Below are 18,121 nucleotides of genomic sequence, written 5' to 3' on the forward strand. Positions count from 1 at the left end.
TTTTTACCAAACCCAATTTAAACGATCCCGTGATTTCAACAGATGAATAAAAAGCAACATGACCGAATACTGAACACCTTGGCGAAATCATTTTTCCAAGGCTTGTTGATTATTGGGCCATTTGCAATAACCATCTGGATTATTTGGTACATCGTTTCGAGTATCGATAATATTGTTCCGACCATTTCTGAGAGAATGTATCCGGGAATTACCTTTTTCATTGTCATTTTTTCAACGACGTTAATTGGTTATCTGGGAAACAAATTTATTATAGGAAGAGTTGTCGTCGACAGTTTCGATTATTTGTTGGAGCATACTCCGGGCATTAAGTTCATCTATACTTCTTTAAAAGATGTCATGACGTCTTTTGTTGGCGATAAAAAGAAATTCAATCAGCCTGTACTCATTAGAACCACGGAAAATCCCGCAATTTGGCGCATCGGATTTCTTACACAGAAAGATCTTTCTTCCGTTGGTTTTCCGGATCATGTTTCTGTTTATTTACCACATTCCTACGCGGTTTCAGGTTGGGTCGTTTTCGTTTTAGCTACTAATATTACCATTTTAGAAAATGTGACCGCTGCACAGGCAATGAAATTTGCAGTAAGCGGCGGTGTTGCAGGATTTCATTCGGAGGAAACAATCATTAAAAATTCTTAAGACATTTCCGTATCTAAAATTTTAGATTCTCTTTCGGCTTTTAAGTCAATCAGAAAATCATCAATCATGTCTTGCGTAACATGCGCCATTGTGACGATTTTCCACCATTGCGGGTTTTGATAGTTATCTGCAACCAAATGATATTTTTTCGCAAGCGATTCTGAAAATTGTCCCGAAACCATTGTTACAATATTCATGTAAGGATTTCGATGATATTTTATGCCCATTTCATCAAGCTTATCACAAAGATGATTGGTAATATTTACAAATTTGTTGATCACATTTTTCCAGCCTTCAGATCCATAAGTCATCAGAATCATCCACACAGAAACAGCATTTGCGCCAGATCTACTTCCACAAAGCGTAAAATCTGACCCATAAACGTAGGAAGCTTCTTCTGTTTGTGCGTATTCTATTAAATCTTTTCTGCACAAAAAAATCCCTGTTCCATACGGAGACTGCAGCATTTTGTGTGCATCAATTGTGACGGAGCTAATTTCGGGATTTTCAAAAGTCAAATCTTTTTCATTTGATGAAAATGGATAAATAAATCCCCCAAAAGCAGCATCGACATGAACAAAATAATTCTTGAAATATTTTCTGACCACGTCTAAAAAAGATTTTGAATCATCTACACTTCCAAACATCGTTGTTCCCATAGAAAGGTGAACAATCAAATATCTAATTCCCTTGTCAAAGGCTTCTTTAAGCTTATTTTCAAGATCTTCCACCAAAATTTTTCTGTCCTCAAAATTTACTTTTACGGTAATCGGATTTATTCCTAATAAATTGGCGCCTTTAAAAACTGAATAATGCGCATCTTCAGAAAATATCACGGCTATTTCTGAAGCTTTCGCGTTATTATTCTTCATAAAATAATTCCGGTAGATCCATTGTGCCTCAATGTTGGCTTCAGTTCCGCCCGTTGCAACATAGCCATCATATTCGGATTTTTTTGCGCCGAAAATCTCTTCGGCACAAATTCTTATCACATCAATTTCTAATTGCTGAGTTCCGCTGAAATATTTTTCACCACTGCTGTAAGTATGACATCCGATGTGATTTGGATTATTAACTAAAACCGACAGAAAAGGTGCGTCTTTTAAAAAAGGAGCGCTATGAAACTGTTCCTGATCCAGAAAAGTTCCGGGAAGTCCAAGAATAGACTCCGTAGAATAGTTTAGATTTTTGTTTAATGCATCAAATACGTTTTGCCTTATCGTTTCTGGAGTAAGTTTTGGCCAATGCATTTTATATCTTTTTAGTTAAAAATAATCCATCATTTATTGATGGAAAGTTCCACAAAATTACAATTTTTTATAAGATTAGAAACCTTTGATGGAATCAGAAATATTGTGATTTTTACCATCCACTTTGAAGAATTTTAATTCCTAAAATAATATTTTCAAAATCAAAAAACCTCAACTTTCGTCGAGGTTTTTGCTTTTAATTTAATTAGTAAATCAATATGAAATCTGTATAAAGAAAGTCCTTTTTATCGAAGTGCTTTACTTTGTAATTAAAATCATATATGACCTCAGTTCATCATTAACAAAGTATTTTTTACCGTTAATTTCAATAATTGTTGAACTCATGCAAAAATTTAACTTTGTAGAATTATTATAAATAAAACCAGATATTCTTGCGTCAACAGTCCAGTCGGATTCTGCTGGTTTTAATTTGCTGAAAATTTTTGCCAATCTCTCATTATTATCTTCAGATAAAATAAGATTCTTTATTTGGCTTGAATTCGCCAGATCATTACAACTCAAAGCTACAACCGTTGTAGTATTTAAAGAAATATAATGCATTTCAGAATGTTTTTTCTCGCAACTGTAGCAATTAAACAGTACCAATATGAAGATAAAATTGATTAATATATATTTCATGATTTTTTAATTTCTATTTATTTACAAAAAGCATTTTCGATTAGAGTCTATTTTATTTAGCGTCTAAGTTAAAGCATCTCTAACCAACTATAACTAAACATAAAAAAACCTCAACTTTCGTCGAGATTTTTGCTTTAAGTATTCAAAAATTGACCATTCATAATTCACCGTTCAGAATTATACTTGGCTCTTTTCACTTTTTCCCTGGCTCTTTCTAAACTTCTTCCAACTGAGAATAATTTTTCACCAATTCCTGCTGAACATTTCCCGGAACCAATTGATATTCCGAAAACTTCATTCTGAATTTAGCTCTTCCTCCTGTGATGGAACGCAAAGTCGAGCCGTAATCATGCAATTCTCCGAGTGGAACTTCGGCCATAATTTTTTGATAATGACCTTCAGAATCCATTCCTGTTATAATAGCACGTCGCGTTTGCAAATCTCCCATGACGTCTCCTGTATCTTCATCCGGACATAAAATCTCCACAGAATAAATCGGTTCTAAAAGTTGGGGTTTTGCATCATGAAAAGCTTCTTTAAATGCGCCGGAAGCTGCTAATTGGAAAGATATATCATTGGAATCTACGCTGTGCATTTTTCCATCGTAAACCGTAACGCGAATATTTTGACAGTGCGATCCGGTCAAAGGACCTTCTTTCATTTGCTGCATAATTCCTTTTTTGATGGCGCCAATATACCGGTTATCAATTGCTCCACCGACGATGCACCAATAGAAAGCCAGTTTTCCGCCCCAAGGTAAATCTTCGATATCCTTTTGGCGAATATTGACGCCAATTGGATCTTCCATTCCTTCGTAGAAATTTTCTACGCGTAGGTGAATTTCCCCAAACTGTCCGGAACCGCCCGACTGTTTTTTGTGGCGGTAATCTGCGTCGGCTTTTCCGGTAATCGTTTCCCGGTAAGAAATTCGCGGATTATCGAAATTCATATTGACATTAAATTCTTTCAGCAATCTTTGTTTCACCAGATCCAAATGAAGCTGACCTTGGCCATGAAGAATCGTTTGTCTCAATTCCGCAGATTGTTCTACTTTTAAAGTTGGATCTTCTTTTTCAATTTTATGCAGCGCAGTCACCAATTTTTCCATCTCAGAACTGGAATCGGTGGAAATTGCTTTTCGAATTCTGCTTTCGGGGAATTTCATAGGACGAACTTTTCGGTCCAAACCTTTTGCATTCAAAGTATTATTGGAGTGCCCATATTTTAATTTAACGGTAACGCCTAAATCTCCCGCAACCAATTCGGTCACCGGAATTCTTTCTTTTCCCTCTGCGATGAATATTTGAGAAATTCTTTCGGTTTCGCCATTATTGGCATTGATGAGTTCGTCTCCTGGTTTCAGTTTTCCACTGAGAACTTTGAAATAAGAGACCATTCCGACTTGCGGTTCAGAGCTTGTTTTATAAATAAAAATGGTTGTTTTATCATTTGGATCGTAAGAAATTTCACCGCCATTTTCCAGTTTTCGTGCAGGTCTTTCGGCGGGCGAAGGTGCGATATCATCGATGAATCCCATCAATCTTCCGCTTCCCATATCTTTTAAACCACTTGTTACAAATACTGGAAAAAATTGCTGTTTCGCTAAAGCAATGGTAATTCCTTTTGCCAATTCTTCTTCAGAAAGATTGCCTTCTGCAAAATATTTCTCCATCAAACCTTCTTCATTTTCGGCTGCGATCTCTACTAATGCACTGTGCATTTCATTGGCTTTTGCCATTTCACTTTCAGGTATTGCTTTCTTTTCAGGTTTCCCACCATTAGGAGGAAATTCATACATCACCATTCTCAAAGCATCGATAATCGCATTGAAATTTGCACCCGAATTAAAAGGATATTGAACAGGAACTACTTTTGAACCAAATCTTTCTTTGGCCTGTTCTAAAGTTTTCTCAAAATCAGCTTTTGGATGATCCATTTGATTGATGACAAAAATCGCCGGAGTTTCATATTCTTCAACATATTCCCACACGATTTCTGTTCCTACTTCTACTCCATTTGCTGCATTTAAAACGATGATCGCAGTGTCGGCAACTTTCAAAGAAGAAATGACTTCGCCCACAAAATCATCGAATCCGGGAGTATCTATAATATTGAGTTTGTTATTTCGCCAGTTGACGAACATTTGGTGGGAAAAAATCGTTTTGCCTTTCTCATGTTCCAGATCGGTATTGTCACTCACCGTGTTTTGTCCTTGAACGCTTCCACGGCGCTTGATCGCCCCGCCTTCGTAAAGCATGGTCTCAATCAATGTAGTTTTTCCGCTGTCGGAATGACCTAATAAAACTACATTTCGTAAATCTTTGGTATTAGCACTCATAATATTTAGTTTTTAATTATTTTTATGGAAATGCTAAAAAGGAAATGACAGTCATTTGATTTTTAGAAGTTTAAAGTTACGAAAGATTTAAATGGAGACGAAAATAAATAAGTATTTCAAAAGATGATTTTTAACATTTTAATTTTCAATGTGCCGAAATCATTGGGAAGAAATACTATCAGTTGCTTTCTTTAAGGATATCAAATCAGAAAGCAGCAAAATGGGGTTAAAAGGTCCATCGATGACGTTGTTTGAGGCATCGATGACGTTCACAACCTCAAGTTTGGGGTTTCGGAACGTCATTTTTGAGGTTCGGAACGTCATTCATGGGGTTAAAGACCTCATTTATGGGGTTTGCAACCTCATATTTGGGGTAAATTTGAGAAAATCTTCATCGAATCATTTCAAAATTAAAAAACTATGAGGAGAAGAAATAACCTTCTTATGTAGCCCCGATTGAAACGGCATCCTTTTTTGAGGAGGAACGACGATGAAGAGATAGAGTGGAAAGCGGGAGGAGTCTTCTAAGAAGCGAAAATCCTGTTGCTCCTAAAGAAAAAACCCATCTTGAAGAGCATTTTCTTTTTAAATTTTAAACAAAAAAAAGAACGGACAAATTGCCCGTTCCTCACCTACTCAAAAGCGTATTTTATTTTTTGATCAAACCGAGTTCAACCAGTCTTTCATACAAAAATTCTCCTGCCGTCGTATCTTCATACAGTTTCGGATTGTTTTCATCAACACAATTTTCTAAAGCATTCAATGGCATTTCTCCCACCGGATGCATAAAAAACGGAATCGAATACCTTGAAGTTCCCCACATTTCACGCGGCGGATTTACCACCTGATGAATCGTAGATTTCAGTTTGTTATTCGTTAATCTGGATAACATATCGCCAACATTGATCATCAATTCGTCTGGTTGTGCGATGGCATCGATCCATTCGCCATCGTGATTCATCACCTGCAAACCTTTTCCTTGAGCGCCCATTAAAAGCGTGATCAAATTAATGTCGCCATGTGCCGCCGCACGAACTGCATTGTCAGGTTCAGAAGTAATTGGCGGATAATGAATGGGTCTCAAAATAGAATTTCCTTCGCCCACGAATTTGTCGAAATAAAATTCATCTAATCCAAGATGAAGCGCCAAAGCCCGGAGAACATAAATCCCGGTTTTCTCCAGCATTTTAAAAGCTTCTTTTCCAACAGCGTTGAATTTTGGATTTTCTGCTACTTCAACATTATCGGGATAAACCTCCGAATATTTGGAGCCTTCTTCCAAATACTGACCGAAATGCCAGAATTCTTTCAAGTCTCCTTTTTTGAAACCTTTTGCAGTTTCTTTACCAAAACCTACGTAGCCACGTTGTCCACCAATTCCGGGGATCTCGTATTTCTGTTTCGTTTCTACACTTAGATCAAAAAACTGCTTCACTTCTTCATAAAGTTCAGCAACCAATTGGTCATCTAGAAAATGTCCTTTTAGCGCGACGAAGCCGATTTCTTCGTATGCTTTTCCGATTTCATTTACAAATTTTTGTTTGCGTTCCGGGTCACCCGAAAGGAAATCACGCAAATCCACACTTGGGATCTGATTCATTTTGTTAGATTTAAAATTGAAGTGCAAAACTAAGATTTTTTAGTTTAAAATTTATATTATGATTAAATTTGCAAATCAATCAATTACATGAAACAATTCTCTTCAAAACGAAGCATTCAAATTTTAGCACACCTTTTAAAAGAGTACGGAATTTACGATATTGTCATCTCTCCGGGATCCAGAAATGCGCCATTGGCGATTCACTTTTCGGAAATGGATGAACTAAATTGCTACAGTATTGTGGATGAAAGAAGCGCTGCATTTGTGGCGATGGGAATGGCAAAAAGCATACAGAAACCTGTCGCAATAACCTGTACAAGCGGTTCTGCATCTGCGAATTATTATCCTGCAATTACGGAAGCTTTTTATTCGAATACGCCACTTTTGATTTTAACTGCAGACCGACCTGTTGATTTTGTGGATATTTTCGATGGACAAACCATTCGTCAGAAAGATCTTTATCAACAACATTCTTACGGTGATTTTCAACTCTTGGAAGATCACGAAGACAACGCAGAGGACGAAAATTTTGCGCTGATAAAAAAGGCAATCGAAATTTGCTTCGAAAAACAAGGTCCGGTTCATATCAATATTCCGCTCGAAGAACCTTTGTACCAATTGGTTTCGGAAATTCCAAATTTCCCGCCTGTCGAGAAAACCATTCAGAAAAAGTCGGAGGAATTTTCTCCTAATCTCGCTGCAGAATGGAACACTTCTAAACGGATCATGATCTTAGTCGGGACACGTGATTATAGTGAAGAACTGGAAATGCAACTGTCACAGCTTGTCAAAAATCATAGCGTTGTTGTTTTAAAAGAAGCAAATTCAAATTTGAGACACGATAAATTTTTCGCGCACATCGATCGTTATATTTTTAATTTTAGTGAGGAAGATTTCAAAACCTACGCACCAGATCTATTGATCACGATAGGACAAAATGTAGTTTCAAAAAAAGTGAAACAATTTTTGCGCAAGGCAAAACCCAAAAAACACTGGCATGTTGATGAATTTTGGTATCCTGACACTTTTTTTAGCCTTACCGAAAAAATTAAAACTGCGCCCGAAAAGTTCTTCTCTAAACTATTGAATTTCGTTTCCTTAGAGCCAAGTCCTTATTATAATTTATGGGATGTTTTGCGGGATAAACGGGATCTGAAACATGAAGAATATTGCTTGGGAACGAATTTTTCAGATTTCAAATTTTTCGAAATGCTTTCTTATAAATTGCCTGAAAACATCAATCTGCATTTTAGCAATTCATCTGCGATCAGGTATGCGCAACTTTTTGATTTCCAAAAAAATAATATTTACTGTAACCGTGGAACGAGCGGAATTGATGGCTCAACTTCTACTGCGATGGGATTTGCGATGAAAGACGTAAAGCAAACCGTTCTGGTAACGGGAGATCTGAGTTTTTTTTATGACATCAATGGTTTATGGAATAATTATATTCCGCCTTACACCAGAATTATTGTATTTAATAACGGCGGCGGCGATATTTTCAAAATTATTCCGGGACCAAGCTCTACGAATGCTTTAGATGAATTTATCCTGACGAAACACCATAAAAACGCTGAACATCTTGCGAAACATTTTGGCTTTGCTTATACGAAAGTTGAGGATGAAGACACGCTTTCCAGAGTTCTGGATAATTTCTTTAAACCAGATGCAAAGGCAAAAATCTTGGAGATCGACACTTCAGCGATCGAAAACGCAGATGTTTTGAAAGGCTATTTTGAATTTATAAAGTAATCTAGAAAACGACCTGAATACCAAACTTTACGGCGAATCGTTTAACTTCCGGTCGGTCCAGATAATTTCCACGCCAGTTGAAATCGACGCGTAGAATTTTGAAATTACCCAACCCAATATTTTCCAGTCCGAAACCATATTCGTAATAAACATGCTGATCGGGAGCTGAATACCGTTTGTTATCAAAATTTATATTTTTTGAGGCATCGCTTAAAGTTCCGTACGCACCCCGGAAAAAAATGAGTTCGCGAAGTTTTAGTTTTTTGATCAAAGGAAGATAAGAAATCAGTTTCCCATTAAAATGATGCTCAACATTTACCGTAGAATAAGTGTCTGCCACGAATTCATAATACTTTAATAAAGAAAAAGTATTAAAAGATAAGAAGTACGATTGGTTTCCCGGAATGATATTTTGAATCGCGAGAGGTACTGCATCGAAATTTTTCCCCGCCTCGAAATTCACATTTGTTTTCCCCAAATTACCTAACAGAATCTTCTGCGCATAGAGAAACTGCAACTTATTATAATCAAAATCACCATCTAAAACATTCGCAAAACCGTGCGTATATTTCAGGATAAAAGTAGGTGCAAGCGTTCTAAGCGTTGTTCTGTCAACACCATACTGCACATATTTTGCGCCAGGTTGCAACACAAAACTGAAGGTGGTATGAAAATCAGTCAGTCCCGATTTCAATGCACCATTCTTATAAAAATCGAGATTAAATTTCTCTGGATTAGCGGTACTTATATTCTGTAAAGAAGCATCCATTCGCAGGACAAAATTCCTTACCGGCTCCAAAGAAAAGAAAAGGTTATTTTGCTTTACAAAACTCAAAGATGCATTGGTCCCCGAAGTTAAAATACCCGAAGAACCATACGATGGCGTCATAATTCCCTCATCATACATCAAACTTGCACCGAGCTGCATCACATCATTCTTGCTTCCAAAACCCAGAGTAGCACGGTTGTCCCGATTGAACATGTACTTTCCTTCCAAACCATATTTAAATTTTCGGTCTTTGAACCCGTAAGCGGTGTAACCTGCAATTCGCCACATGTCGTTCGGAGAAAAATAAGTTCTTGCTCCAACTCTTACGCGGTCACCTTCCACTTCATTATAGCCATAAGCCGAATAAATACTTCCAAAATCGATGGCGTTCCAGGCATTAAAATAGCCCGACTGCACAATTTCTACCAGATTAATGATCCTTTCAAATTTGGGTACTTTGTGAAGTTCTTCAACCATTTTGTACACATTTTTTTCAGATTCCTGCAGCGGTTGATCTCTGTTCTTTTCCCAGTATTCGTCGGATTTGGTTAGATCTTCATCACTTAATGTCTGGCGTTTGTCTTTCAATAAATTTTCTGCGAAATTCTGGTTAAAAAGGTAGTCGCTGTACTGATCTGTCCTTTTAAAAAGAATACTTTTCGAATCTTTTTTCTTTGTGAAAATGGACATTTCGAGTTCTGTATAGGTTTTTTTCGGAAGAAAAACAGTCTCGTTTGGAGAATCATATTCGATTTCCATATAAATTCCGTTCACAAAATTAACGTTGAGTTTATTTGGAGATTTCAGCGTAGCTCTTACAATATTATAAGTATCTCTCGAGATAAAAAGGTCTCCCTGAAAAGCGATCAATTCTTTTCTTCGCGGAAAATATTTGATCTTAAAGCAATCGGTCCCATTTACCGAAAGCGAATCGGTGAGTTCATAATCATAACTCGCGAAACCATCTGTTCCCACAGGACTTGGAAAACCAATATTGAAAAAGTTTAAAGTATTGTCGTAAAGATTTACGTCTTTGAACTGATTTTTTGCGGAAGCAGCCATTCGCTCATTATTGTTAAAACCCGAAAATTTATTGGCAACAATGATTTTATTTTCCTGTTTGTCGGGTTTGTTTCTGCCATAGGTTTTGAAGATCGTTTCATTAAAGAAAACAGGCAGACTGAGTTTTTTATCAAAATTAGCAGAATCAGCATAATCAAATACGAATTCCAGCTTATTGAAGATTTTTCTTTGCTTGAAAGTACTGTCGATGTTATTCAGACCGATCTCAATTTTCTCGTATTCTTTGTACTGGTAATCGTCGTAGTTAGCAAGACCATTTGTTCGTTTTCTTTTCCAGACTTCCTGCATGATCGCATACGCCGGATTTTCCTTTCTGTTTTTATACTTCTTCTTAGACTTTCCCGTAAGCATAACTTCCTGAATATGCTCCGTTCTTTCAGATTGCATTTTAACCACTAAATTTTGAAAATTGAGATCGCTAAAATTGAGAACTTCGGTTTTATAATTTCTTTTGAAAAAACTGGCTGTCGTAATTCCCGAATCAAATTGAATTAAAAAATGATTGTCTTTCGCGATCACTTCAGATTTCTGATGGTTATTAATAAAAATCTCCACACCATTCAAAGGTTTCTGCGTTTTGGCATCGATAATCATTCCCGAAATTTTATTTTGAGAAAATATCAGGGTTCCAAATAACAGAAAAAATAGAATTTTCAAATGGCGTATGATCGGAAAGGAGAATGTATTTTTTTTCATTACAGGCTTGTGAGTAATTACAAGATCCGGGGATTTCAACAGGGAAAAACAGATCAAGTGATTATCGAGAATAATATCTAATTTAAACTTTTAAATATTCTGAATCTTCAGGTAAGTTTTTAATTTTAGAAATTGGATAAATGAACATATCATCAAAATCATTCATTGAGTTAATGATCTGAAAATGAGAATATTCTTTTAGATTTTGTGGTGTGATCTCCGCTTCTTTAATTTTCTTATGTTTAAGCAAATGTTGGCGCTGCACACCGTTTAACAGATAAGTTGTCGGCGTAAACCAATCTTTTCCTTTTTTGAATAAAAGATTAGAAAAAGAAGTACAGGTAATATGATTGTTTTTTACAATAATAATTTCGTCAGCTTTCGACAAGATCTTCATTTTTTCCAGCTCTTTTCGGTCTTCGAATTTGAAGGAATAGTCGTAGCTGTTATTCTCAACCAGCTTAAAATTATCGATCTCAGAGATGGCATAAGGAATCATCTGTGTGCGGAATTTTTTATCCAGATCATAAATAATTCTTAGTTTATAGAGACCGTCTTCGTCATGCTGCAGATTTTTATAAATCTCATCTATATTGATAGAGCCCTCTTTTCCAAAATGCTCGAAAGTCTTGTTGACCCTGCTTTGATGAAGGTCCAGAAGAAATATTTTCTGGTCTTCTATCTTAATGCTTTCAATGAATTGGGACATAAATTTTGTTTTTCATTTCTTTGTATTCGTCGGCAAATTTACTCAAATGCGTGATTCCACCACCACTTTTGAAAAATAATTTTCCGTTTTCTTTTTCTATAAATCTTATCATGACACAGGAATCCAGATTCTCCCCATCGAACCAACCGCAAACACCTGTGTAGAAACCTCTTTCATAATTTTCAGCTTCCAAAATTATTTCCAAAGTTTTCGGTTTTGGCGCACCGAGAATTGATCCTGCCGGAAGTAAAGTTTTCATGAGACTTCCTATTTTATTTTGAAATTCAGGTTTCAGTTTCCCTGAAATTTTCGAACTCATTGCATAGAGATTCTTTTGTTGCGTCTTAAGAAAGTCAATTCTCTGAAATTCATCCAGTTGAACGTCATTTGCAACCATGCTCAAATCATTTCTCAGCAAATCGACGACCGTATAATGTTCGGCTTTTTCTTTCACATCATTTTTCAGAATTTCTGCCGCATTTTCTATGGAGGCATCAATTGTACCTTTCATCGGATGTGTAAAAATTTGATCACCGATGATTTCTACAAAAGTTTCCGGTGAGAAGAAAACAAAGTGATCTTTGTACAAAACTTTATATTTTGCTCTCGATCGGTAGAAAATTTCTTTTAGAGTCAGATTAATTTCGATTTCGCTCTTAATGGTATAATTGGTAAGATACGAATTTCCCAATCTTAAATTTTCCTTCACGAAATCAAATCCCTTCCGATAGTTTTCTTCACTTTCTGAAAATACTTTTAAGTCGATCTCCTGATTTCCTGCTTCGACCTCTTTTATATTTTTAAAGTTTTGAAAATCAATTAGTAAACTATTTTTATTAATTTCATTTTCCTGAAAAACTTCAACATTTTCCATTAAAAAATCGACCATAAAAAAGAAGGGAACTTTCTGCTGCGAAAGATCATCCATGAGATCAAAATTTTGGTGGTAAGGCGGAAACATGAGCACAAAAATAAGGAAAAGCGCTAACTAAAATAGAAAAAGAAGGGCTTTTAAACTTAAAAGATTATTTTTGCGCCATGGAAAACAACGATCCAAGAAAATCGGGCATTGAACAGATTCTGAAAACCGCATTTTGGTATTGGAATAAAACTTTAATTTATCAGCTGTTGTACAGCTTGCTTTATTTTTCTATGTTTTTTCTGGGTTATTTTTATCTCTTTAGATATTTTGGACTTTGGGACGAATTTGCAAAATACAGTGATCTGGTAAAAACCGACATTCCTGCCTTTAACAAAAAAATGGAGCAAATTGCCAGGTTGCCGCAAGCGAGGAATTTTGGTTTGGCTTTCTTTTTTCTTCTGGCGCTCATCAATCCTTTGAATGTAGGACTTTACAAAATATTTAGAAAGATCGATCTGAAAGAACCCGTTGCAATGAAAGATCTTTTTGCAGGTTATCTGGGTTTCGACTTCTTCAAATTCTTTGGATTTTACCTTTTCTGGATCATTATTTTCACGTACGCGAACGCTCTTTTAGTTCTGGGATTAGTTTGGGTTTTCATTACCTTATTTTCAATTCCGCTCATGTTTTTTATGGATGTTAAGACCTTTGAAGGAATTATGTTGACCGTAAAAGGTTTGCGCAAAAATTTTGGAATGATACTGATCGGAATGGTGATCGCATTATTATTCAGCCTAAGTGGATTTTTACTTTTCGGCGTCGGTTTCCTTCTTACATTTCCTTTTTGGAATGCCATGATTTATGCTCTTTATCAACATATTTATAAAGAATTAGGCTAAATTAACTTCTAGTTTACAGTAATTTCAGATTTAAATTTTAAATTTGAGAAACTTTAAAAACTAGAACTATGGACAATTTTCAAGAATTTGAGCAACCGATGGGACCTCAGAAATCCTCGGGAGATATTATTTCCCACGCTTTCGAAATGTATAAAGGCGTTTTTCTCTACGCTCTTTTGGCAATGGTCATTTATATTGTCGCCTCCATTTTTATACGAGCTCTTACCGGTTTTGATTCGATGGCGCTCTCAGAGGAAATGCGATCTTCCCGCGGTAATTTTTCAGGAATTGATTTCTGGGCGATTCCCAACCTTGGAATTTATTCCGGATTGTCAGGTTTGTTAGGAATTTTGATAACGCCTCTTTTTGTAGGGATCATCTACATGGCGAATAAATATAATTTTAAGCAGCACCTGGATGTCTCCGATTTGTTTATTGGATACAGACAGAACTTTGTTAACATTTTAATTTACACGGTGTTATTTAATATTATTTTGGGAATTTCATTTGCGATGTGTGTGATTCCAGGATTTTTTGTTTTGCCCTTCTTCTTATTAGGTTATCCTATACTTTTATTTGAAAATGCCAGTTTCTCAGATGCATTAAGTAAATCTTTTAATATCGCCAAAGAAAATTACGGCGTATTTCTAGGCGCTTCCTTTCTGGGATTGCTGATCAGTATTGCGGGAATATTTTTGTGCGGAATCGGGATCATTGCAACAATGCCTTTTTTTATTATCGTTTCTTATTCCACTTATTGTGCATATTGTGGCAGACCGAGACCTCTTCACACTCCAGATTAAAATTATATAAAAAATAAAGCAATTTTATTGTACTTTTGAAAACAACAGATTTTTCTGTTGTTTTTTTTAAAACCTAGATTATGTCCATTTTAAAAAATCAGATCAGTGAAGTTAAAATAAAGCAGATTTTACTTTTGCTCGTCATCATCGTGCTTGGAGGATTAATTTTCTTTAATCTATCCATGTTTGTTCCCTCCATTTTAGGAGCAATTACGCTGTATATTATTACTAGAAAATACAATCTGTATTTGCAGGAAGTTAGAAAGTGGAAACCTTGGGTCGCTTCTTTAGTAATTATAGTGGGAACCCTGATCGTCTTGATCTTACCTATTTATTTTATTGCTGATCTGCTAGTAGAAAAATTAGGAAATGCCAATGCTTACATGGCAAAGTTTAATGTTTTCGTAGATAAAATTCACGATTTCGTTTACCAAAAAGTGAAAATCGATATTTTAAGTAAAGAAAATATCGACAAATTAAAAACGAGCGCCGGGAAGTTTTCCACCACCGCTGTAAGCTCCACCTTTAATACTTTAACCGTCGTAGCTTCCATGTATTTTATTCTTTATTTTATGCTGGAAAAACCTCGCCTCTTCGAAAGACTTCTTAAAAGTTCAGCACCTTTAAAAAGATCAAACGTCAATTTGTTAGGGGAAAAAATTCGCAAAATGGTCATTGCAAATGCGATTGGGATTCCAGTAGTTGCGATAGGACAGGGAGTTGTAGCATTAGTAGGATACTTTATTTTTGGCGCGCCGAGTATCATGCTGCTATTTGCATTAACTGCAATTGCGTCCATGATTCCTATCGTAGGCGCCGGAATTGTTTACATTCCAGTTTGTATTTTTATGATTGCAGAAGGAAATGTTGGTGCCGGTTTAGGTTTAGCAGCTTTTTGTTTAGTTGTGGTAGGTCTTACCGATAATTTGATGCGCTTTACCTTATTAAAAAAATTAGAAGATATTCATCCTTTGAACACCGTTTTCGGAATTATTTTAGGATTAAATATTTTTGGGTTCATGGGTTTAATATTCGGACCGATCCTTATTTCTATTACTGCGTTGCTCATACAGGTTTACCGAGATGAATTTTCTGATGACGAAAATGAACTTATTCTACCCGAACCCAAAGAAATTGAAGTAAAAATAGATCTATCCATTTAAACTAAAGAAGAAAAACATGACAGAAGGTTTAAATCCCGAAATACTACAGGAGATCTGTAAAGTTGAAATGCCTTTCGGAAAACACAAAGGAACTGTTTTAGCTGATCTGCCCATCAATTATCTTGAATGGTTTCAGCGACAGGGAATGCCGCCCGGTAAACTGGGAATGCAGCTTTCTACGATTTATGAAATAAAAATGAATGGTTTAATGGATCTTTTAACTCCAATTCGCGGGAAAGTTCAACAAGAAAAACCAAAAAATAAAATTTATAGGTTTTAAGTATTCTCTGAAAAAATCGAATTGAGTGCGTGATTAAGGCGTAATTTTAAATCCTGAATTTTCAGCAGCTTTTACTGCAATATTGTGGTCCTTTTCTCCGCCGCCACCACCCGAAACACCGATGCCACCAACAAGAACTCCATCTTTAAAAAGGGGTGTTCCTCCTCCCAACAAAAGAAGTTCCGGTAATGTATTTAAATTTTTTGCGTCTGTGCTTTTCTCAGCATTTTGCATTAAAATATAACTTGGCGTTTTTGTAGATAGTGAAGTGTATGCTTTTCTGCGCGAAGCTTCTGTATTATGTGGACCGACATTATCACCTTTCAGTAATAACAACGTCACTCCAGAAGAATTTAAGACGGCTATCGAAACATTTTTATTTAATTTCTGTGCTTCCAAATTAGCTTGTTTTGCCAATTGCATGGCTCCTTCCTGTGTTAGATCAAAAGATTTTGAAACCGTCTGAGCGGATAAGAAAGAAGTGAAAATTAAAAATAATACGAATCCTTCTATTTTTTTAATACGAACCATAAAGGTGATTTTTTATAAATTTAATGATAATGAAAGTTGCCTTATGCTTTAAGAACAGCTATTTCATCCCGCAATTTTGCAGCTTTAATGAAATCTAAATTTTTTGCCGCAGATTCCATTGATTTTTGTTTTTCGGCGATCAGCTTTACAATATCTTCCGTGGCGTAGGTGCTTTTCTGTTCAGCAACCTGCTTCAAAATTTCTTTTTGGGTATATTTCTCGTCCGGGAAATCTTTGCTTCTTCCCACTAAAACTTCTGATATTTTCTTATTTAAAGCCGTCGGAACCTGACCATGCTTCTCGTTATACTCTATTTGTTTTTGTCGGCGATAAATCGTTTCATCAATCGTTGCCTGCATTGATTTTGTCATTTTATCGGCATACATGATCGCTTTACCATTCAGGTTTCTTGCAGCCCGACCAACAGTTTGAGTCATTGATCGTCTGGAACGCAACATTCCTTCTTTATCCGCATCTAAAATTGCTACCAAAGAAACTTCCGGTAAATCGAGACCTTCCCGCAATAAATTAACACCAACGAGAACATCAAAAATCCCAAGACGCAGATCCTGCATGATCTGAATCCGGTCTAAAGTTTCAACATCGGAGTGAATATATCGTGTTCTGATCCCAAATTTTGTGAAATATTTCGTGAGTTCTTCTGCCATTTTTTTAGTCAAGGTCGTCACCAAAACCCTTTCATCAACTTCTGTCCTTTTATGAATTTCTTCAATTAAGTCGTCGATCTGGTTGATAGAAGGACGAACTTCAATAATCGGATCCAATAATCCAGTCGGACGAATCAGCTGTTCGATATATTCGCCTCCACTTTTTTCAAGTTCATAATCTGCCGGTGTTGCAGAAACATAAATCACTTGATTTTGAATGGCCTCAAATTCCTCAAATTTAAGCGGTCGGTTATCCATCGCAGCTGGAAGTCGGAAACCATGTTCCACCAAAACTTCTTTTCGGCTTCGGTCACCTCCATACATTGCATGAACCTGAGGAATCGTAACGTGACTTTCATCAATCACCATTAAAAAGTCTTTCGGAAAATAATCCAGCAAACAGAAAGGTCGGGAACCAGGCAATCTTCCATCAAAATATCTGGAATAATTTTCGATTCCGCTGCAATAACCGAGTTCCTTCATCATTTCCAGATCGAGTTCTGTTCTTTCCTGTAAACGTTTTGCTTCAAAAGGTTTTTCGATATCTGTAAAAAAATCGACCTGCTTTACCATGTCATCCTGGATCTCCCGAATTGCACTGACCTGGGTTTCTTTGGAGGTTACAAACAAGTTTGCCGGATATATTTGAATTTCATCAAAATTATCCATTACACTTCCAGAAAGTGGATTAAAACTTTGAATGGTTTCAATCTCATCTCCAAAAAATTGAAAACGGATCGCATTATCAGCATAAGCCGGGAAAACATCCACAACATCACCTTTCACGCGGAATGTTCCACGCGTAAATTCATTCAAAGTTCTCGCGTAAAGAGCATTCACTAAAGAATGAAGCAAAGTGGTCCGAGTCATCTTCTGATTTTTTTCCACGGAAATAAGAGACTTCTGAAATTCTGCAGGATTTCCGACCCCATAAATACAGGAGACTGACGCGACAATAATTACATCTCTTCTTCCTGAAAGTAAACTCGCGGTCGCTGACAAACGCAGTTTCTCTACTTCTTCATTAATGGATAAATCTTTTTCTATATAAGTATTCGTGGAAGCGATGAAAGCTTCCGGTTGATAATAATCGTAATAGGAAACGAAATATTCTACAGCATTATTAGGGAAAAATTCTTTGAATTCTACGAAAAGTTGCGCCGCCAAAGTTTTATTATGCGCCAAGACAATCGTTGGTTTCTGAGAATTCTGAACCACATTTGCCACCGTAAAAGTCTTCCCGGAACCTGTGACACCGAGTAAAGTCTGATATTTTTCACCAATGTTCAAACCTGCCGTTAATTTTTCGATCGCTTGCGGTTGATCACCGGTTGGTTTATATTCTGATTGAAGTTCAAATTGCATGGTGCAAAAATATACAATTAAAAATACGAAATACGGTTAAAGAGAAAAACATAA

16 protein-coding genes are annotated in these 18,121 nt (G+C 36.2%); 6 read left to right on the top strand and 10 right to left on the bottom strand.

Translation table 11 applies throughout. The annotated features are described in order from the left end of the window. Positions 1–42 precede the first annotated feature (42 nt). Positions 43–660: a DUF502 domain-containing protein gene (locus tag IV494_RS11695; RefSeq protein ID WP_196080322.1), complete on the top strand. Its 618-nt coding sequence runs from the start codon at positions 43–45 to the stop codon at positions 658–660. Here the strand turns inward: IV494_RS11695 and IV494_RS11700 are convergent. The 5 genes from IV494_RS11700 to IV494_RS11720 form a co-directional block, all read right to left on the bottom strand. Beyond that, a complete protein-coding gene (locus IV494_RS11700) occupies positions 657–1,910 on the bottom strand; it encodes a pyridoxal-dependent decarboxylase (RefSeq protein WP_196080323.1) in 1,254 nt (417 codons plus the stop codon). The two genes, IV494_RS11695 and IV494_RS11700, sit on opposite strands and share 4 nt — an antisense overlap. Positions 1,911–2,168: 258 nt before the next feature. Beyond that, positions 2,169–2,549 (bottom strand): hypothetical protein, encoded by a 381-nt coding sequence (locus IV494_RS11705; RefSeq protein WP_196080324.1) that lies wholly within the window; start codon positions 2,547–2,549, stop codon positions 2,169–2,171. A gap of 214 nt (positions 2,550–2,763) precedes the next feature. After that, positions 2,764–4,887: an elongation factor G gene (locus tag IV494_RS11710; protein WP_196080325.1), complete on the bottom strand. Its 2,124-nt coding sequence runs from the start codon at positions 4,885–4,887 to the stop codon at positions 2,764–2,766. A gap of 159 nt (positions 4,888–5,046) precedes the next feature. Further along, positions 5,047–5,190 (bottom strand): hypothetical protein, encoded by a 144-nt coding sequence (locus IV494_RS11715; RefSeq protein ID WP_196080326.1) that lies wholly within the window; start codon positions 5,188–5,190, stop codon positions 5,047–5,049. Between the two features lie 346 nt (positions 5,191–5,536). Further along, complete coding sequence (locus IV494_RS11720; protein ID WP_196080327.1) at positions 5,537–6,487, bottom strand: isopenicillin N synthase family dioxygenase; 951 nt, start codon at positions 6,485–6,487, stop codon at positions 5,537–5,539. Positions 6,488–6,574: 87 nt separating this feature from the next. Here IV494_RS11720 and menD point away from each other — a divergent pair, with 87 nt between their 5' ends. Then, positions 6,575–8,239, top strand: a complete 1,665-nt coding sequence (menD, locus tag IV494_RS11725) for a 2-succinyl-5-enolpyruvyl-6-hydroxy-3-cyclohexene-1-carboxylic-acid synthase (protein WP_196080328.1) — start codon at positions 6,575–6,577, stop codon at positions 8,237–8,239. A 1-nt stretch (position 8,240) separates the two neighbouring features. Here the strand turns inward: menD and IV494_RS11730 are convergent, their stop codons facing one another. The 3 genes from IV494_RS11730 to IV494_RS11740 all read right to left on the bottom strand — a co-directional run bounded on the left by IV494_RS11730 (position 8,241) and on the right by IV494_RS11740 (position 12,457). Next, a complete protein-coding gene (locus IV494_RS11730) occupies positions 8,241–10,787 on the bottom strand; it encodes a DUF5686 family protein (RefSeq protein ID WP_230380124.1) in 2,547 nt (848 codons plus the stop codon). A gap of 82 nt (positions 10,788–10,869) precedes the next feature. Beyond that, positions 10,870–11,496, bottom strand: coding sequence for an aminotransferase class IV (locus IV494_RS11735; protein WP_196080329.1), 627 nt, complete (start codon positions 11,494–11,496; stop codon positions 10,870–10,872). Continuing rightward, complete coding sequence (locus IV494_RS11740; RefSeq protein ID WP_196080330.1) at positions 11,480–12,457, bottom strand: aminodeoxychorismate synthase component I; 978 nt, start codon at positions 12,455–12,457, stop codon at positions 11,480–11,482. Before IV494_RS11740 ends, IV494_RS11735 begins: the two co-directional genes overlap by 17 nt. Positions 12,458–12,534: 77 nt before the next feature. On the opposite strand from IV494_RS11740, the gene IV494_RS11745 reads away from it, so the two are divergent. From IV494_RS11745 to IV494_RS11760, 4 genes are all read left to right on the top strand, one after another. Further along, a complete protein-coding gene (locus IV494_RS11745) occupies positions 12,535–13,257 on the top strand; it encodes a hypothetical protein (protein WP_196080331.1) in 723 nt (240 codons plus the stop codon). A 68-nt stretch (positions 13,258–13,325) separates the two neighbouring features. After that, on the top strand, positions 13,326–14,060 hold the full coding sequence (locus IV494_RS11750; RefSeq protein WP_196080332.1) for a beta-carotene 15,15'-monooxygenase: 735 nt from the start codon (positions 13,326–13,328) through the stop codon (positions 14,058–14,060). Positions 14,061–14,140: 80 nt separating this feature from the next. After that, on the top strand, positions 14,141–15,223 hold the full coding sequence (locus IV494_RS11755) for an AI-2E family transporter (protein ID WP_196080333.1): 1,083 nt from the start codon (positions 14,141–14,143) through the stop codon (positions 15,221–15,223). Positions 15,224–15,239: 16 nt separating this feature from the next. Beyond that, the gene (locus tag IV494_RS11760; RefSeq protein WP_196080334.1) at positions 15,240–15,503 is read left to right on the top strand and encodes a DUF3820 family protein; all 264 of its coding nucleotides are present in this window, start codon (positions 15,240–15,242) and stop codon (positions 15,501–15,503) included. Between the two features lie 33 nt (positions 15,504–15,536). Here the strand turns inward: IV494_RS11760 and IV494_RS11765 are convergent, their stop codons facing one another. Continuing rightward, positions 15,537–16,034, bottom strand: coding sequence for a heme-binding protein (locus IV494_RS11765; RefSeq protein ID WP_196080335.1), 498 nt, complete (start codon positions 16,032–16,034; stop codon positions 15,537–15,539). Positions 16,035–16,075: 41 nt separating this feature from the next. Further along, positions 16,076–18,067, bottom strand: coding sequence for an excinuclease ABC subunit UvrB (gene uvrB, locus IV494_RS11770; RefSeq protein ID WP_196080336.1), 1,992 nt, complete (start codon positions 18,065–18,067; stop codon positions 16,076–16,078). Between the last annotated feature and the right edge of the window lie 54 nt (positions 18,068–18,121).

Source organism: Kaistella gelatinilytica (assembly GCF_015679325.1).
GTDB classification, from domain to species: Bacteria; Bacteroidota; Bacteroidia; order Flavobacteriales; family Weeksellaceae; genus Kaistella; species Kaistella gelatinilytica.

What these genes read in the sequence shown, in the direction of transcription:
- IV494_RS11760 (WP_196080334.1), top strand. Translation starts at nt 15,240, where the DNA reads ATGACAGAAGGTTTAAATCCCGAAATACTACAGGAGATCTGTAAAGTT.
- IV494_RS11705 (WP_196080324.1), bottom strand. Translation starts at nt 2,549, where the DNA reads ATGAAATATATATTAATCAATTTTATCTTCATATTGGTACTGTTTAAT.
- IV494_RS11755 (WP_196080333.1), top strand. Translation starts at nt 14,141, where the DNA reads ATGTCCATTTTAAAAAATCAGATCAGTGAAGTTAAAATAAAGCAGATT.
- IV494_RS11740 (WP_196080330.1), bottom strand. Translation starts at nt 12,457, where the DNA reads ATGTTTCCGCCTTACCACCAAAATTTTGATCTCATGGATGATCTTTCG.
- IV494_RS11720 (WP_196080327.1), bottom strand. Translation starts at nt 6,487, where the DNA reads ATGAATCAGATCCCAAGTGTGGATTTGCGTGATTTCCTTTCGGGTGAC.
- IV494_RS11695 (WP_196080322.1), top strand. Translation starts at nt 43, where the DNA reads ATGAATAAAAAGCAACATGACCGAATACTGAACACCTTGGCGAAATCA.
- IV494_RS11735 (WP_196080329.1), bottom strand. Translation starts at nt 11,496, where the DNA reads ATGTCCCAATTCATTGAAAGCATTAAGATAGAAGACCAGAAAATATTT.
- IV494_RS11710 (WP_196080325.1), bottom strand. Translation starts at nt 4,887, where the DNA reads ATGAGTGCTAATACCAAAGATTTACGAAATGTAGTTTTATTAGGTCAT.
- IV494_RS11715 (WP_196080326.1), bottom strand. Translation starts at nt 5,190, where the DNA reads ATGACGTTCCGAAACCCCAAACTTGAGGTTGTGAACGTCATCGATGCC.
- IV494_RS11700 (WP_196080323.1), bottom strand. Translation starts at nt 1,910, where the DNA reads ATGCATTGGCCAAAACTTACTCCAGAAACGATAAGGCAAAACGTATTT.
- IV494_RS11730 (WP_230380124.1), bottom strand. Translation starts at nt 10,787, where the DNA reads ATGAAAAAAAATACATTCTCCTTTCCGATCATACGCCATTTGAAAATT.
- menD (WP_196080328.1), top strand. Translation starts at nt 6,575, where the DNA reads ATGAAACAATTCTCTTCAAAACGAAGCATTCAAATTTTAGCACACCTT.
- uvrB (WP_196080336.1), bottom strand. Translation starts at nt 18,067, where the DNA reads ATGCAATTTGAACTTCAATCAGAATATAAACCAACCGGTGATCAACCG.
- IV494_RS11745 (WP_196080331.1), top strand. Translation starts at nt 12,535, where the DNA reads ATGGAAAACAACGATCCAAGAAAATCGGGCATTGAACAGATTCTGAAA.
- IV494_RS11765 (WP_196080335.1), bottom strand. Translation starts at nt 16,034, where the DNA reads ATGGTTCGTATTAAAAAAATAGAAGGATTCGTATTATTTTTAATTTTC.
- IV494_RS11750 (WP_196080332.1), top strand. Translation starts at nt 13,326, where the DNA reads ATGGACAATTTTCAAGAATTTGAGCAACCGATGGGACCTCAGAAATCC.